Source organism: Methylobacterium sp. E-065 (assembly GCF_022829605.1).
GTDB lineage: Bacteria > Pseudomonadota > Alphaproteobacteria > Rhizobiales > Beijerinckiaceae > Methylobacterium.
Window position 1 is genome coordinate 1 of the sequence record NZ_JAKSYD010000253.1, and the last position, 16,436, is coordinate 16,436.

At 68.8% G+C, this 16,436-nt stretch carries 15 protein-coding genes and 1 pseudogene; 5 read left to right on the forward strand and 11 right to left on the reverse strand.

Going from position 1 to position 16,436, the window contains the following annotated elements:
- Both MKK84_RS28615 and pgeF read right to left on the reverse strand, forming a co-directional pair.
- Positions 1 to 311 (reverse strand): annotated as a pseudogene (locus MKK84_RS28615) (porin family protein); the annotation flags it as partial.
- 281 nt (positions 312 to 592) lie between these two features.
- Positions 593 to 1,363, reverse strand: coding sequence for a peptidoglycan editing factor PgeF (gene pgeF / locus MKK84_RS28620; protein ID WP_243925682.1), 771 nt, complete (start codon positions 1,361 to 1,363; stop codon positions 593 to 595).
- Between the two features lie 88 nt (positions 1,364 to 1,451).
- Between pgeF and MKK84_RS28625 the strand changes: the two genes are divergently transcribed.
- The gene (locus tag MKK84_RS28625; RefSeq protein ID WP_243925461.1) at positions 1,452 to 1,730 is read left to right on the forward strand and encodes a fibronectin-attachment protein (FAP); all 279 of its coding nucleotides are present in this window, start codon (positions 1,452 to 1,454) and stop codon (positions 1,728 to 1,730) included.
- 12 nt (positions 1,731 to 1,742) lie between these two features.
- On the opposite strand, the gene MKK84_RS28630 is transcribed toward MKK84_RS28625, so the two are convergent.
- The 9 genes from MKK84_RS28630 to paoA form a co-directional block, all read right to left on the reverse strand.
- Positions 1,743 to 2,813: a class I SAM-dependent methyltransferase gene (locus tag MKK84_RS28630; RefSeq protein WP_243925463.1), complete on the reverse strand. Its 1,071-nt coding sequence runs from the start codon at positions 2,811 to 2,813 to the stop codon at positions 1,743 to 1,745.
- Positions 2,810 to 3,712, reverse strand: coding sequence for a prolipoprotein diacylglyceryl transferase (gene lgt / locus MKK84_RS28635; protein WP_243925466.1), 903 nt, complete (start codon positions 3,710 to 3,712; stop codon positions 2,810 to 2,812). The genes MKK84_RS28630 and lgt overlap by 4 nt, the downstream gene beginning before the upstream one ends.
- Before the next feature lie 83 nt (positions 3,713 to 3,795).
- Positions 3,796 to 4,692, reverse strand: coding sequence for a VOC family protein (locus MKK84_RS28640; protein WP_243925468.1), 897 nt, complete (start codon positions 4,690 to 4,692; stop codon positions 3,796 to 3,798).
- A complete protein-coding gene (locus MKK84_RS28645) occupies positions 4,689 to 5,591 on the reverse strand; it encodes an SMP-30/gluconolactonase/LRE family protein (protein ID WP_243925469.1) in 903 nt (300 codons plus the stop codon). The genes MKK84_RS28640 and MKK84_RS28645 overlap by 4 nt, the downstream gene beginning before the upstream one ends.
- Positions 5,592 to 5,600: 9 nt before the next feature.
- Positions 5,601 to 6,050: a cupin domain-containing protein gene (locus MKK84_RS28650; RefSeq protein ID WP_243925471.1), complete on the reverse strand. Its 450-nt coding sequence runs from the start codon at positions 6,048 to 6,050 to the stop codon at positions 5,601 to 5,603.
- Positions 6,051 to 6,144: 94 nt separating this feature from the next.
- A complete protein-coding gene (locus tag MKK84_RS28655) occupies positions 6,145 to 7,632 on the reverse strand; it encodes a replicative DNA helicase (protein WP_243925472.1) in 1,488 nt (495 codons plus the stop codon).
- Positions 7,633 to 7,901: 269 nt separating this feature from the next.
- Positions 7,902 to 10,124: a xanthine dehydrogenase family protein molybdopterin-binding subunit gene (locus tag MKK84_RS28660; RefSeq protein WP_243925474.1), complete on the reverse strand. Its 2,223-nt coding sequence runs from the start codon at positions 10,122 to 10,124 to the stop codon at positions 7,902 to 7,904.
- A gap of 21 nt (positions 10,125 to 10,145) precedes the next feature.
- Positions 10,146 to 11,120 (reverse strand): FAD binding domain-containing protein, encoded by a 975-nt coding sequence (locus MKK84_RS28665; RefSeq protein WP_243925476.1) that lies wholly within the window; start codon positions 11,118 to 11,120, stop codon positions 10,146 to 10,148.
- Between the two features lie 10 nt (positions 11,121 to 11,130).
- Complete coding sequence (paoA, locus tag MKK84_RS28670) at positions 11,131 to 11,781, reverse strand: aldehyde dehydrogenase iron-sulfur subunit PaoA (RefSeq protein ID WP_243925478.1); 651 nt, start codon at positions 11,779 to 11,781, stop codon at positions 11,131 to 11,133.
- Positions 11,782 to 12,037: 256 nt separating this feature from the next.
- Between paoA and MKK84_RS28675 the strand changes: the two genes are divergently transcribed.
- The 4 genes from MKK84_RS28675 (at position 12,038) to nadC (ending at position 16,411) form a co-directional block, all read left to right on the forward strand.
- Positions 12,038 to 12,868, forward strand: a complete 831-nt coding sequence (locus tag MKK84_RS28675; protein WP_243925480.1) for an aldo/keto reductase — start codon at positions 12,038 to 12,040, stop codon at positions 12,866 to 12,868.
- A 137-nt stretch (positions 12,869 to 13,005) separates the two neighbouring features.
- Positions 13,006 to 14,022, forward strand: a complete 1,017-nt coding sequence (nadA, locus tag MKK84_RS28680; RefSeq protein ID WP_243925483.1) for a quinolinate synthase NadA — start codon at positions 13,006 to 13,008, stop codon at positions 14,020 to 14,022.
- Complete coding sequence (locus MKK84_RS28685; protein WP_243925484.1) at positions 14,019 to 15,542, forward strand: L-aspartate oxidase; 1,524 nt, start codon at positions 14,019 to 14,021, stop codon at positions 15,540 to 15,542. Before nadA ends, MKK84_RS28685 begins: the two co-directional genes overlap by 4 nt.
- Positions 15,539 to 16,411 carry a carboxylating nicotinate-nucleotide diphosphorylase gene (gene nadC, locus MKK84_RS28690; protein WP_243925486.1) on the forward strand — a complete coding sequence of 291 codons (873 nt, stop codon included), beginning with the start codon at positions 15,539 to 15,541 and terminating at the stop codon, positions 16,409 to 16,411. Before MKK84_RS28685 ends, nadC begins: the two co-directional genes overlap by 4 nt.
- Positions 16,412 to 16,436 lie beyond the last annotated feature (25 nt).

Genomic DNA, 16,436 nt, shown 5'->3' on the forward strand with positions numbered 1-16,436 from the left:
CCCGGGGTCAGCTGGAAGTTGTAGCCGATCTGGGCGCCGCCGGAGAAGCCGTCCTGGCTGTTGTTGCGGAAGGTGGCGACGGTGCCGGGGGTGGCGTAGGGGAAGGGCACGCCGAAGCTGTTGCCGGTGGAGCGGCTGGAAGCGTCGAAGGCGTAGCCGGCGTTGATACCGAAGTAGGCGCCGGTCCAGGTGAACACCGGCACGGGGGTGAACACGGGCGGCGGGGCGGCGCGGCGTGGCAGGTCGGCGGCCGAAGCGGCGCCGGTCAGGAGAGCCGTGGCGGCGCTCGCGAGAAGAAGCTTCTTGATCATCTGGTCCTCACTGGTCGTCCCGCACCGGCCGAGAGCGGACGGACGCAGGACATGGATCGGGTTGCGTTCCAGCGGTTCCAGGGTTGCTTTGCGCTCTGCGGTGTCGCCGACCGCTCACGCGGCCCCTTATGGCAACCCGCCGTTTTTCCCCGGCACCTTGACCCCACAACGCACTTGAATTGCCAAGGTTCAGTTACGGCTACGCTTTTTCTCGAGCCGGCCGATCGACAAATTGTCGCACCCCCTTTCCAGTTCCGGCCAAGCTCCCGAACCGGCGTATTTCAGGGTGCGAGCGTGATGGCGGAGATCAGGCGTCCGTAATCCGGCTCGCCCCGGTGCGTCGCCCGGCGATAGCTGTAGAAGCGTTCGGCGTCCGCGTAGGTGCAGAGGTTCAGGGCTGCGGCCTCGGCCACCTCGGCCTCGGCGAGCCGGGCCAGGATGAAGCCCGGCAGGTCGAACTGGGCATGATCCGCGCGGGCGCCGGTGCCGAGGAAGCGGTCCATTCCCGGGGCCTCGTTCCGGAAGCGTGCGATGAAATCCGGGCCAACCTCATAGGAGCGCTGGCTGATCGTCGGTCCGAGCACCGCGACGATCCGATGCCGCCGGGCGCCCAGGGCCTCCATGGCGGTCACCGTCGCTTCGATCACCCCGGTCAGCGCGCCCTTCCAGCCGGCATGGGCAGCCCCGACCACCCCCTCTGCGGGATCGGCGAACAGGATCGGGCCACAATCGGCGGTGGCGATGCCGAGCGCCAGCCCCTCCATACGCGTCACCATGGCGTCCGCCCGGGGCCGTTCGGTCGGCGCGAAGGGCGCCTCGACGGTGACGGCCTCGGCCGAGTGAACTTGGTACAGACTCACGAGCCGGTCGGCCGGCAGCCCGAGCTGCGCGCACATCCGCGCCCGGTTCTCGATCACGTGCTCCGGCGCGTCCTGAGAGCCGAGACCTCCGTTCAAGGAGGTATAGTTGCCCTCCGATACGCCGCCGCGGCGGGTGAAGAAGGCATGGCGGATGCCTGCGCACGCGGAGAGTTCCGGCGCTTCGATCAACAGGCCTGCGGTCACGGTCGATCCTCCATGAGTCCGGACGAGCGTCCGGACCGGCTCCGGGGTGGCGCTCCGATAGCGCACGGGCGGCCCCTTGACGATGTCGCTCAGACGTCAGATTCTTGCTGCAATGCAATATGAGGCCGGCACCGGCCTCATGCTGAGAAGGATCGCAATGACGCACGGGATCGAGTCCGAAGCCCTGAAGGACACGTCCAAGCCGGTGGCCGAAGCGCCCCGCAGCCCGAACCCGCCCGCGCATTCCGTCACGCGCGAGCCTGCCGCTTTCGACCCGAACGATCCGAACCCGCCGGCTCCGCCGAGCCCGCGGCCGGCAAACCAGACCGATTCCGGTTTCGGTTCGTTCGGCTGAACGCCTCCGACGTCACGGATCCGGAAAACCCGGGAGCGGCCCCAGATCCGGGCCGCTCACCGCCAGAACCTTGAACAGGCTGCCCATCCCGGTCCGTCCGGGATCCGTCAGCCGCGCGACCGCCGCGTCGATCTGCGCGGCCTGGCTTGCCGTGGCGCGGGCCTTGAGCCGCTCCGCGCGTTGACGCAGGCCGAGGCTCAGCAGGAACTCGCCCTGATCGACCGGTCCATGGGCCCGGGCGCCGGCACTTACGGCCGCTTTGGACAGGGCGGCGAAATCGACATGGTGCGTCAGATCGGCCTCGCCGGGCGCCGCCAACGGATCGGTAAAGCCGTGTCGGGTCATCGCCTGGAGCGTGTCGCCGAAGCCGGGGCGGACATGGCCGTAATCGAGCATCAGCAACGCGCCGCCCGCCGTGCGAAACCGCTGCGCCAGCGCGCGGATGACGGCGAGGCCCGCGCTCGGCACGCTGAGCAGCGCGCCCTCCGGCCCATCGGCGTCGAGGCCCGGAGTTGGCTCCGGCGCGAGCCCGAAGGTGAAGCCGCCCTGCACGTCGAGGCCGACCTGACGCGCGTGCCATCCCGCTGGCCCCCGCACGAACTGGAGGACCGGCAGGCAGTCGAAGAACTCGTTGGCCAGGATGATCGCGGGTCCTACAGGGAGGGACTCGAGGCCGTCGTGCCAATGCGCGCCCGTGCCGGCGAGGGTTCGTTCCTGCACCGCCCGCAGCACCGGGCTGGTCTCGACGAGGTGGGGCGCGACGCGCAAGCCCGGCGCGGCGGCCCGGAGCGTGCGTAGGGCATCCGCCATCAGCGTGCCGCGGCCGGGGCCGAGTTCGATCAGAGCCAGGGGATCCGGCCGACCCATCAATCCGTGCACGTAGGCGGTCCAGGCCCCGATCAACTCGCCGAACATCTGGCTGATCTCGGGCGCCGTCGTGAAGTCGCCCTGCGCACCCAGGGGATCGCGGGTGCGGTAATAGCCATGGACCGGGTGGCCCAGGCAGAGCGCCATGTAGCGGTCGATGCCGATCGGACCGTTCTGGCGGATCAGCGCTGCGATCTCCGCCGCCAGCGGCGTCACGCCCCGACGGGCGCCTTGCGCGCCTCCTCGGCGACCGGCGCCTCGACCGGGTGACGCGGGCGCGTCCGGCCGGTTGCCGCCAGCACGATGTAGGTGAGGCCGACGATCATCATCGGCACGCAGAGCAGCATGCCCATGGTCACGCCGCCCCCCATGGGCCCGAGATGGTCACCGAACAGGAAGCCGAGCTGCCGGTCCGGCTCGCGGAAGAATTCGCAGACCGTCCGGGCCAGGGCGTAGCCCAGGACGAAGATGCCGCCGAGCAGCCCGGGCTTGCGAAAGCCGAACCGGCGGACGCTGATCGCCATCACGATGAACAGCAGCAGGCCCTCGGTGGCCGCCTCGTAGAGCTGGCTCGGATGGCGCGGGAGCGGCCCGCCGCTTGGAAACACGATTGCGTAGGGGAAGTCGGGCGCGACGCGGCCCCAGAGCTCGCCGTTCACGAAATTGGCAATGCGGCCGAAGAACAGGCCGATCGGGACGACCACGGCGCCGATATCGAGCAGCGTGTAGCCGTTCAGACCCTTGGATCGGGCGAACAGCAGGAAGGCAAGGATTGCCCCGATGAACCCGCCGTGAAACGACATGCCGCCATTGCGGATCGCCAGGATCTCCCACGGATCGGCGATGTACATCGGCAGGTTGTAGAACAGGACGTAGCCGATCCGCCCGCCCAGCACGACGCCGAGCGCCACCCAGACGACGAGATCGTCGATATCTACCACCTGCGGGCGTTTCACCACGCCCCAGAGACTGTCCACCATGACGAGGCGGCGTGCGTAATACCAGCCGCCGATCAAGCCGGCGATGTAGGCGAGCGCGTACCATTTGATTGTGATCGGCCCGATCGCGAGCGCCACCGGATCGATGGCCGGAAAGGGCAGGGCGAGGAACGGCATCGGTCTCACCTCCGGGGCGGCCGGATTGGACGCCGGAGGGGCGGCGCGTCAAGCCCACATGAAGCTTTGCCGGAGGCGAGGCATCAGGCCGGCAAGAACAGGAAGCCGTGTCCGTCCGGTCCGGCGCAATAGATTGCTGCGCCGTCCGCGGAAGCCCGTGGCGACAGTCCGGCCTCGCCCAGGCGTCGCACGAGGCCTTTCGGGTCGGCCGTCGAGAAAACGGTGTGGGTCGCGGCGCGGTCGGCGGGGCCGTACAAGTTCTGCCGCTGCGTGGCTGGCGCGCGGTAATGCAGCAGCTCCACGTGCGGCGCCGGTTCCGGCGGCTCCAGCGCAATCACGTCGACCTTCGGATCGTCCACGCCGTCGAGGCGCGCCTGCTCCGGGCCCTGGTTCAGCCCGCGCTGCGCTACCGTGAGGCCCAGCGGTCCGGTCAGAAAGGCGAGGGCGGCGTCGAGGTCGGTGATGGTGATCGCCGAATGGTCGATGCCGAGGAACAGGCCAGGCGCGTCCCGCCAGCGCGCGGCCGGCGGCCCGTCCGGGAACTCAATCAGCTCCAGCGGATGCCCGTCTGGGTCTCGGAACTTGTAGGCGGCCACGCCCCCCGAGGAGGCTGGCAGGCGCTGAGCGCCGTCGCGGCTGATCGGCGTTGGGCCGACCTGGGCGAGCTGTGCCATCGCGGCATCCATGTTGCGGACGGGGATCGCGAAGTGCTGGAAGAACGGGTCGGTCGCCGCGGCATCGGCCGGGTAGGGCGCGCCGGGCGGATCGACCGTGAGGAAGGTCACGCTCTGCGCCCCGAGCCGCATGCGCAGCTGCGTCGGCCGGCGATCTGAGAGACCCATCGCTTCCGCCTGGGCGACCGGCACAGGCTCCGGCGGGGCGACCCGCGCGAATCCGAGCGCGTCCCGATAGAACGCCTCCGTGGCCGCAAGGTCCGCGACGGTACGGCCGAATCCGACGATCGCGCGCACGCCGGTCACAGAAGCGATGCTCCGCGGACATTGACGTAGATCGCGTAGAGCGCTTGCGAGGCGCATAGGAACAGCCGGCTGTTGTTGCGGCCGCCGAAGGCGAGATTGGCCACCGTCGAGGGAACCAGGATCTTGCCGACCAGCGCGCCGCCGGGATCGATGCAATGGACCCCGTCACCGGCGCTCGACCAGATATTGCCGTGCTCGTCGCAGCGGATCCCGTCAGCATTGCCTGGCGCGATCTTGAAGAGCACGTCGCCCCCGCACAAGCCGCCATCGTCATCCACGTCGAAGGCGCGCACGTGCTGCACCGGGTCGGGCGCGAATTGCAGCCCCGTCTCCACGATGTAGAGCTGGCGCTCGTCGGGGGAGAAACACAGACCGTTCGGCCCCTGGAAATCATCCGCCGCCACCCGCAGCGAGCCGTCCCGCGGGTCGAACCGATAGAGTGCGGCAGGCAGCTCGGATTCCTGCTTGCCGCCCTCGTAGTCGGTCTGGATGCCGTAGGGCGGATCGGAGAACCAGATCGTCCCGTCCGACTTGCAGACGATGTCGTTGGGCGAGTTCAGGCGCCGCCCCTGGTAGCGCTCGACAAGGCCGGTGATGCTGCCGTCGAGCTCGGTCCGATGGATGCGCCGGCCGCGATGCGAGCAGGACAACAGTCGGCCCTGCCGGTCGCGGGCATGGCCGTTCTCGAAGTCGCCGGCCTCGCGGTAGACGCTGAGGCCCGCCGAGGCGGCCCAACGCATCACCCGGTTGTTGGGCAGATCGGAGAAGAGCAATTCGTCCCGGTCGCCGAAGAAGACCGGCCCCTCGGTCCAGCGTAAACCGTCGGCGAGTTTCTCCAGGGGCGCATTGGGCAGAACGTAGGCCTTGAAGCGTGGCTGCGTGAACTCGAACCCGTCCATGGCGCGGCCCTACTTGAAGCGACCCGGTTGATTCACCGTCGGCTCGACCTGAAGGCCGGTTACGATCATCGTGCAGGGTTCGTCGCCGACCGTGCCGGACAGGTGACCCTTCCGGCCATCGCGCGCCTTCGTGTTCTGATCCTCGCCCATCATCAGCTCGCCCGGGCCCATCTCGACCCGGTGGCCATCCATGGTCTCCACGAACCAGCGGCCGGAGAGGATCGCGATCCATTGCGGGCGCGGGTTCTCATGCCATTCACCGACCCAGCCCACCGGCAGGACCGTGAAGGTAACGACGGAGGGGGCGGGATCCATCTTGTCGTTCCACTGCGGCGCGGTTTCGGGGTTGATGCCCTCGAACTTGAACCGTTCGAGGTGGAACAGCTCCTGGCGGCTCACCCCTTCCGCGTCGGTGTAGACGTGCCAATAGGGCATCTTCGGAGGGGTCGGCTCGCTCATCGTCGCTCCTGCGGCGGCGGGACAATCGTCCTCGCTCAACGAGCGGATTCGGCGATGGTTCGCGTTAGGGCGTTCGGTGCCGCCTCGGGGGCGCTTACATCTGTTCGGGGATCCGATCCGTCTGCGCGAGGTTCGAGAACCGGGTAATGTTGGCGTCGAACTGCAATTCCACCGTACCGGTCGGGCCGTGACGCTGCTTGCCGAGGATCACCTCGGCCTTGCCGTGGACGCGCTGCATCTCTGCTTCCCAGGCGAAGAACTCCTCCGTGCCTTCGCGGGGCTTCTTGTTGCCGACGTAATATTCCTCGCGGAACACGAACATCACCACGTCGGCGTCCTGCTCGATCGAGCCCGATTCACGCAGGTCCGAGAGCTGGGGACGCTTGTCGTCGCGGTTCTCGACCTGACGGGAGAGCTGCGACAGGCCGATCACCGGCACCGCCAGCTCCTTGGCCAGCGCCTTCATGCCGGTGGTGATCTCGGTCATCTCCTGCACGCGGTTGTCGCTGCGCTTGCCGGAGCCCGAGAGCAGCTGCAGATAATCCACGATCAGCAGGTCGAGGCCCTTCTGCCGCTTCAGGCGCCGGGCGCGCGCGGAAAGCTGGGCGATCGAGATGCCGCCGCTCTGGTCGATGTAGAACGGGATCGTCTGCATGTCCCGGGCGGCATCGGTGATCTTGTAGAAGTCCTCGGGCCGGATGTCGCCGCGGCGGATCTTGTAGGAAGGCACGCCCGATTGCTCGGCGATGATACGGGTCGCCAGCTGCTCAGCCGACATTTCGAGCGAGAAGAAGCCCACGATGCCGCCGTTCACGGTCTTGGTCGTGCCGTCCGGCTGCTTCTCGCCACGATAGGCCTTGGCGATGTTGAAGGCGATGTTGGTCACCAGCGAGGTCTTGCCCATCGCCGGACGGCCCGCCAGGATGATCAGATCGGACGGCTGCAGGCCGCCCATCTTGGCGTCGAGGTCGGACAGGCCCGTGGCGATGCCCGAGAGCTTGCCGTCGCGCTGATAGGCTTTGGCGGCCATGTCGACCGCGGCGGTCAGCGCGTCCGAGAATTTCTGGAAGCCGCCGTCGTAGCGTCCGGCCTCAGCGAGTTCGTAGAGCCGCCGCTCGGTCTCCTCGATCTGCTCCCGCGGCGCCTGCTCGACCGGGGCCTCGTAGGCGCCGTTGACCAGATCCTCGCCGATCGTGATCAGGCGCCGGCGGATCGCGAGATCGTAGATCGCGCGGCCGTAATCGCCCGCGTTGATCACCGTGGTGGCGTCGGCGGCGAGCCGGGCGAGGTATTGCATCACCGTCTGGCCGCCGAAATCGGCGTCGCCCAGATAGGTCTTCATGGTGATGGGCGTGGCGAGCTTGCCGGCCCGAATCAGCGAGGCCGCCACCGTGTAGATCTGCTGGTGGGCATCCTCCATGAAATGCTCAGGCAGCAGGAAGTCCGACACCCGATAATAGGCGTCGTTGTTCACCAGGATCGCGCCCAGCAGCGCCTGCTCCGCATCGATGTTGTGCGGGGCGACGCGGTACTCGGCCTGGACCGTTTCGAGCTTGGCCGTGAGCGCATTGGGCAGGGCCATCGGCGGACGACTCCGTATCAAGCGCCGCGGCGGGCGCACCAGGATCACACCGCACGACCTTGGCCACGGTATGGTTACCGAAGCTTAGCCGACGGCCGCTTCTCCCGGGCCGAGGCACGGAAAAGCGGACGCCCGCCGACTCGCATGAGTGGCGGGCGTCCATGCTGGAACAAAACTGGAACATGTCAAGTCTCGGAGACGATCATCCCCATTGTCCACCGCTATACAGCCCACGGGACCACTACCCTGTGGTCCCGCAGTAAAGCGCCTCACGTCCGCCGCTGGGCCTGGCCCTCCTGCTCCTCGAAGCCCTTGAGCATCTTGTCGAGCGTCAGCGGGTACTCGCGCACGCGGATCCCGGTCGCATTGTAGATCGCATTCGCGAGCGAGGCCCCGGCACCGCAGATGCCGAGCTCGCCGAGACCCTTGCTCTTCAGCGGGTTGGTCTTGTCGTCGAGCTCCGGCAGGAACACCGCGTCGATCTCCGGAATGTCGGCGTGGACCGGCACATGGTACTCGGCGAGGTCGTGGTTGACGAAGTAGCTGTAGCGTGGATCGACCACCGCATCTTCCATCAAGGCCGCGCCGACCCCGAAGGTCATGCCGCCGATCGCCTGGCTGCGGGCCGTCTTGGCGTTGAGGATGCGTCCGCCGGTGAACACGCCGAGCATCCGCCGCAGCCGGATCTCACCGGTATCGACGTCGACACCCACCTCGGCGAAATGCGCGCCGTAGGAATACTGCGAGAATTTCTCCTTCATCTCGCCCGGCTTGATCTCGCCGGACGCTTCGAGCCCCGATCCGGCGAGGTCGGTCAGCGCCTCGGTGCGGTTGCCCGACGTGACGGCCCCGTCCCGGAACGTCGCCCCGTCGGCATTGAGGTCGCCGGCCTTGAGCAGAGCCTGCCGGAGGTTGTCGCAGGCGACGTAGAGCGCGGAGCCCGCCGAGGCTGCGCCGAACGAACCGCCTGACCCAGAAGCCATCGGGAAATTCGTGTCGCCGATCTCGACCCGCACGCGCTCGGGCGGCAGGCCCAGCATTTCGCCGGCGATCTGGGTGAGGATCGTGTAGGTGCCGGTGCCGGGATCGGTCATCGCCATCTGCACGACCAGCACGCCGTCCGACCCGAGCCGGACCTTGGCGGCGGACGGCATCAGCGGGTTGAGACGGGCGGCGGCCGACATGCCCATGCCGACGAGCCAGTTGCCCTCGCGCCGGCTGCCTGTCGCTTGCCGCTTGTCCCAACCGAACAGGCGGGCACCCTCGCGCATGCAGGGCACGAGCTGCCGGGTCGAGAACGGCACCTTCTTCTCGGGATCCTCGGCCGGCTCGTTGCGCACCCGCAGCTCGACCGGATCGATCTTCAGCTGCTCGGCCAGCTCATCCATGGCGCATTCGAAGGCAAGCTGGCCGACGGCCTCGCCAGGCGCGCGCATCGAGGAGGCGATCGGCATGTTGAGGTTCACAAGCCGGTGGCGCGTGACCCGGTTCTGCGCCGCGTAGAGCGACCGAGTGACGTTGGCCGAGGTCTCGAAGAAGCCGTCGCCTTCAGCGGTGTCGGACCACGATTCATGGCCGATCGCCGAGAGGCGCCCATCCTTATCGGCACCCAGCCGGATGCGTTGGATCGTGTCGGTTCGGTGGGTGGCGACGTGAAATTCCTGCTGGCGGGTCAGTGCAACCTTCACAGGGCGCTTCACGACCTTCGAGGCCAGGATCGCCAGCGTCGCCTCCGGCTGGACCTGCAGCTTCGCGCCGAATCCGCCGCCGATATAGGGGCTGACGATCCGCACCTTCTCGGGTGGCAGCTTCAGCACCGAGCCCAGTGCCTTCTGGCCGCGATTCGGCATCTGGTTGGCGGTGTAGAGCACCACGCCATCGCCCTCCCACGACGCGACGGTGGCATGGGGCTCCATCTGCGCGTGGATCTGGTTCGGCGTGACGTATTCCACATCGAGCTTCACGGGCGCCGCCGCGAAGGCCGTGTCGAAATCGCCGAGCTTGGAATCGGGCGGCGAGTTGCCCGGCTTCGGCTCGTAGGCCGAGGCCAAGCTGTCCTTCAGCAGCCCCTTGGGTTTGGCCACCTCGTACCGCACCTTGACCATCATCGCCGCGGCGCGGGCCTGCTCGAAGGTCTCCGCCACCACGAAGGCGACCGGCTGCCCGTAGAACTTCACCGCCGTGCCCTGGAGCTGCGGCCAGACCTGCTCCTTCTTCCCGCCCTGCTCGGGCACGTTCTCATGGGTCAGGACCAGGATCGTGCCCGGCGCCTTGCGCGCGGCGTCGGCGTCGATCGACCGGATCGTGCCGGACGCGATCGTCGCCGGCACGATGTAGCCGTAGGCGGGGTTCTTGAGCGCCCGGGTCTCGTACGCGTAGGGCACGTGGCCCATGACCTTGAGCTTGCCTTCGACCCGGCTGAGCGGCTTGCCGACGAGGCCGTCGGGACGGTCGTCGAGCGGCGTCAGGCCGATCGGCTGATTCATCTCCATGGGAACGGTCCTTGCCGGGATTTAAGCGCGGGTCGCCTGCGCCACGACGGCGCGCAGGGTCCGACGGGTCAGCGGGATCTTGAAGTCGTTGCTGCCGTAGCCGCGGGCGCCTTTGAGCACCGCGTCGGCGGCGGCGTCCGCCGAACCGGTCTGCACCAGAGCCGTCTCGGCCTTGGCCACCCGCCAGGGCTTGTGCGCCAGCCCGCCGAAGGCGAGGCGCGCGGCCTGCGGCTTGCCGCCTTCGGCCCCTGCGATCACGGCGGCCACCGAGACGGTGGCGAAGGCGTAGGACGCCCGATCGCGGACCTTCCGGTAGATGTGCAGGCCGGCCACCGGCTTCGGCAGCGTCACGGCGGTGATGATCTCGCCCTTGCGCAGCTCGGTCTCGATCTGCGGGGTGTCGCCCGGGAGCTTGTGGAAGTCGGCGATCGGGATGCTGCGCGCCGCACCGTCAGGGTTCATCGTCTCGACGGTGGCGTCCAGCGCCCGCATGGCGACCGCCATGTCGGACGGGTTGGTGGCGATGCAGGCTTCACTTGCGCCGACGATCGCCATGATCCGGTTGAAACCGCCGATCGCCGAGCAGCCGGAGCCGGGCTCGCGCTTATTGCAGGGCATCGCCGTGTCGTAGAAGTAGTAGCAGCGGGTCCGCTGGAGCAGGTTGCCGGCGGTGGTCGCCTTGTTGCGCAGCTGCCCCGAGGCGCCGGCCAGCAGCGCCTTGGCGAGAACCGCGTAGTCCTTCCGGACCCGCGGGTCGGCCGCGAGGTCGGAGTTGCGCACCAGGGCGCCGATGCGCAACCCGCCATCCTGTGTGGCCTCGACCGTGCCGAGAGGCAGCCGGTTGACGTCGATCAGGGTCGCCGGGGTCTCGATCTGGAGCTTCATCAGGTCGAGGAGGTTGGTACCGCCCGCGATGAACTTGGCGTTCGGCCGCTCGGCCGCGAGCTTGGCGGCATCCTGCACAGTCGTGGGACGCTCGTACGTGAAGGCCTTCATGTCCGGCCCCTCAGAGGTTGCTGGCGGCGGTGTCGCGGATCGCCGCGACGATGTTCGGGTAGGCGCTGCAGCGGCAGAGATTGCCGCTCATCCGCTCGCGGATCTCGGCGTCGCTGAGCGTCGGGGTCGCGGCGACATCCTCGGTGACGTGGCTCGGCCAGCCGGCCTTGGCCTCGCTGAGCATGCCGACCGAGGAGCAGATCTGGCCCGGCGTGCAGTAGCCGCACTGGAACCCGTCATGCTCCAGGAAGGCGGCCTGCATCGGGTGCAGCTGATCGCCTGTCGCCAACCCCTCGATCGTGGTGACCTGATCGCCCTCGTGCATCGCCGCGAGCGTCAGGCAGGAATTGATGCGTCGTCCGTCGACCAGCACCGTGCAGGCGCCGCACTGGCCGTGGTCGCAGCCTTTCTTCGTGCCGGTGAGCGCCAGATGCTCGCGCAGCGCGTCGAGCAGGGTGGTGCGCGTATCGAGGACGAGGTCGTGCGGCTGGCCGTTGACGGTAAGCCGCATCGGCATGGTCTGGGGCACAGGGTCGCCCGGCGCGGCGAGGGCGGTTGCCGGACGGAAGCCCAGGGCGCCGAGCGCCCCGGCCGCGGCGCAGCCCTCCACAAGGGCGCGCCGCGTCAGTGTGAACGGCGCCTTCGGGGTCTCGTCGGTCATGCTGCTATCCCGCCCGGGCGCAGCGCGTCACAGCGCGGCGCAGCCTGGTATCCAGCGTGCCAACGCCGCGCTCGACGGATTAGATCCGGTCCAGACTGCGCCCGTTCAACGCGGGCAGGCGGCTTCTCAGAACCCGATCGGATGACACGGATCGGCCGTCCCCCATCGCTTCACTGCGCGCCGGGACGAGGTTGCTTCGGAACGTCTCACGCCACCATCATTTGGCCAGATCGAGACTCATCCGCGAGATCCCAGCATGGCCGAGACCGTCCCGACCCTTGTCCTCAATGACGGGCGCCGCATCCCGCAGATCGGCTACGGCTGCTGGCAGCTCTCCGATGCGCAGGCGCCCGACCTTGTCGGCAAGGCGCTCAAGGCCGGCTACCGCCTGATCGACACCGCGGCGGCCTACGGCAACGAGGCCGGCGTCGGCCGCGCTGTCCGCGACACACAGGTTTCGCGCGACGAGATCGTCCTCACCACCAAGCTCTGGAACGATCGCCAGGGCCGCGACGAAGCGCGGCGGGCTTTCGACGAGAGCCTGAAACGCCTCGGTCTGCCCTATGTCGATCTTTACCTGATCCACTGGCCGTGCCCGCAGCGGCGCCTGTTCGTCGAGACCTGGAAGACCCTGATCGAGCTTCAGAAGGAGGGCCGCGCGAAGTCGATCGGCGTCTCGAACTTCACGCCCGAGCACCTCGCCACGCTCGTCGCTGAGACTGGCGTCACCCCGGCGGTGAATCAAATCGAGCTGCACCCGCATTTTCAGCGCAAGGCGCCGCGAACTGAGGATGCCCGTCACGGGATCGTGACTGAATCCTGGAGTCCGCTCGGCCAGGGCAAGGAGCTGAACGACCCGGCCATTCTCGCGATCGCGAAGGCGCATGGAAAGACCGCCGCCCAGGTGGTCCTGCGCTGGCAGGTGCAGATCGGCTGCGTCGCGATCCCGAAGACGGCGCGGCCCGAGCGCATCATCGAGAACATCGCGCTGTTCGATTTCGAACTCTCCACCCAGGAGATGGATCAGATCACTGCCCTCGACCGGCCCGACGGCCGCATCGGGCCCGATCCCGCGACCTTCTGCTGAGTCGATCGCCTTCCGCGGCGCACCATGACACCGCGCCGCAAAAGATTTATGCTCAGAGCTAGCATATCTAGACAGGCGTCCTCCGCCCCCATAAGTTAGGCGGCACAATGCTCAAACTGAGCATAATGGAGGACGCCATGGCGGCGACCGTTGCACCCGTCTCGCGCACGCCCATCCAGGGCCTGCCGCTGCCCGACCTCTACGCGCGCGTCAGCCGGCACGTCCCGGCGATCGAGTGGCCGGCGCTCGCCCCGGACATCGAGGCGATCCTGCGCCTGAAGCGGGAGCGCAACGCCGTGATTCTGGCGCACAACTACCAAGCGCCGGAGATCTTCCACACGGTGGCCGACATCGTGGGCGACAGCCTCGCGCTCGCCCGTGAGGCCGTGACCGTCGATGCCGACGTGATCGTCCTGGCGGGCGTCCACTTCATGGCCGAGACCGCCAAGCTCCTGAACCCGAGCAAGACCGTTCTGATCCCCGACATGGGCGCGGGCTGCTCGCTGGCCGATTCGATCACCGCCGCCGACGTGCGTGGCCTGCGCGCCAAGTACCCGGGCGTTCCGATCGTGACCTACGTGAACACGTCGGCGGCCGTGAAGGCCGAATCGGACCTGTGCTGCACCTCCGGCAACGCTGTCGCAGTTGTGCGGTCGCTGAACGCTCCCCGGGTTCTGATGATCCCGGACGAGTTCCTGGCGCAGAACGTCCAGGCCGAGGTGCCGGAGGTCGAGATCCTGACCTGGGCCGGTCACTGCGAGGTGCACGAGCGCTTCACCCCGGCCGATATCCGCGACGTTCGCGACAGCTATCCCGGCGTCACCGTCATCGCCCACCCCGAATGCCCGCCTGATGTGGTGGCCGAGTCCGATTTCTCCGGCTCGACCGCGATGATGATGGACTTCGTGTTGCAGAAGCGCCCGAGCCAGGTGGTTCTTGTGACCGAGTGCTCGATGGCCGACAACATCGCGGCGGCGAACCCCGATATCGAGTTCATCAAGCCCTGCAACATGTGCCCGCACATGAAGCGGATGAGCCTGTCGAACATCCGCCGCGCGCTCGAGACGATGACCCACGAGGTCACGGTCGATCCGGCTTTGGCCGACCGTGCCCGGGCCGCAGTCGAGCGCATGCTCGAGGTGCGCACGCGATGAACGCCATCTCCCCCAACAATGGCGACCGCGTGATCGTGGTCGGCGGCGGCGTCGCGGGCCTCAGCGTCGCGCTACGCCTCGCGCCCCGCCCGGTGACGCTGATCACCGCCTTGGCGCTCGGCTTCGGCACGGCCACCGGCTGGGCCCAGGGCGGCATCGCCGCCGCAGTCGGCGCCGACGACGCGGCGGCGCTCCACGCCGCCGACACGGAAGCTGCAGGCGCCGGGCTCACCGAGCCCGAGGTCGCGCTCCGGGTCGCGCAGGAAGGGCCGGCGCTGATCGAGTGGCTGGTACGCCTCGGCGTTCCGTTCGACCGGACCGGGGATGCCGCGCTCGCCCTCGGGCTGGAGGCGGCGCATGGCCGTCGTCGCATCGTCCGCTCCGGCGGCGACGCCACCGGCGCCCGCGTGCTCGAAGGGTTGGTGCGGGCCGTGTTGTCCGCGCCGTCCGTGGAGGTCATCGAGGCGCGTGCCTGCGACCTGTTGCGGGATACGAACGGGTCCGTGGCCGGTATCGTCGCCGAGCGCGACGGCGCCCTGTTCCGCATCCCGGCCCGCGCGGTGGTGCTTGCCACCGGTGGAGTCGGCGCGCTCTACGCGGCGACGACGAATCCGACGGGTGCCGTCGGCCGCGGTCTGGCGCTCGCCGCCCGCGCCGGCGCGGTGATGCGCGACATGGAGTTCGTGCAGTTCCACCCCACCGCCATCGCGGCCGGCGCCGATCCGATGCCGCTCGCCACCGAGGCCCTGCGCGGGGAGGGTGCCCGGTTGATCGACGAGGCGGGCGCTCCCGTGATGGCCGGTATCGCGGGTGGCGATCTCGCGCCTCGTGACGTGGTCGCGCGCGGCATCTTCCAGGCGCTGCAACGGGGCCGCACGGTCTATCTCGATGCCCGTGGGGCGCTCGGCGCTTCGATGCCGACACGCTTCCCGACCGTGGCAGGCCTCTGCGCCGCCGCCGGCATCGACCCGGCCGTCCAGCCCATTCCGGTCCGCCCGGCCGCGCACTACCACATGGGCGGCGTGAAGGTGGATGCCTATGGTGCCACCTCGGTTCCGGGCCTCTATGCCTGTGGCGAGGTGTCCTCGACGGGGCTGCACGGCGCCAACCGGCTCGCCAGCAATTCCCTGCTGGAGGGCTTGGCCTACGCACGCTTCATCGCCGATGGACTCGACGCGCCACCCCCCGCTGCCATCGTGCCCGAGGCCGTGACCCTGCGGACTGTCAGCGACCTGCCGGCACTGCGGGGGCTGATGGAGAGCAAGGTCGGGGTCGTGCGCGATGCCGCCGGGCTCGCCGAGGCCGTCGCCATCCTCGAGCCGACGGCGGAAGGCTGCGACGCCGCCCTGGTGGCGCTGCTCATCGCCCGCGGCGCGCTGGCGCGCCAGGAGAGCCGCGGCGCCCATTGGCGCGGCGATTTCCCCCACCTCGCCCCGGCTGCCCACACCGAGACCACGCTGGCCGAGTTGACCGCCGCGCCCCGCACGATCCCGTCCGCCGAGGAGGCACTGACGTCATGATTCAGTCGGTCCTCTCCGATGAGATCTTGCCCCTGCCGCGCCTCCTCGTGGAGCCGGTGGTTCGCGCCGCCCTCCTCGAGGATCTGGGCCGCGCGGGCGACATCACCACCGATGCCATCGTGCCCCCGGGCGAGCGGATGCGCGGGGTGATCGCGTCGCGGCAGGACGGCGTCATTTCGGGCACCGACGCCGCCGCCATCGCGTTCGCGCTGGTGGATCCGGCCGTGATCGTCACGGTCGAGCGCGGCGATGGCGCTCGCGTGGTGCCCGGCGACGTGGTGCTGCGCCTCGAAGGTCCGGCCCGGGCGATCCTGACGGCCGAACGCGTCGCCCTCAACCTGCTCTGTCGGATGTCGGGTGTGGCCACGGCCACCCACGGTCTCGTTGAGGCGGCGCGCCCACACGGCAAGGCCTCTATCGTCTGCACGCGCAAGACCACGCCGGGCCTGCGCGCCCTGGAGAAGCACGCGGTGCGCGCCGGCGGCGGCTCCAACCACCGATTCGGCCTCGACGACGCGGTGCTCATTAAGGACAACCACGTGGCGGTGGCGGGCGGTATCGTCCCGGCGATCCAGCGCGCCCGCTCCCGGGCCGGCCACCTCGTGAAGATCGAGTGCGAGGTCGACAGCCTGGAGCAGCTGGCGGAAGCGCTCTCGGTCGGTATCGACGCGGTGCTCCTCGACAACATGAGCCCCGATCAGCTCGCCCGCGCGGTGGCGATGATCGACGGGCGGGCGCTCTCCGAGGCCTCGGGCCGGATCACGCGCGACACCGTTGGAGCGGTGGCGGCCTCCGGTGTCGACTTGATCTCGTGCGGCTGGATCACCCACTCGGCGGCGATCATCGATCTGGGCCTGGACGCGGCCTGAGCCGCTGTTCTCCTGGGCCTCGTCG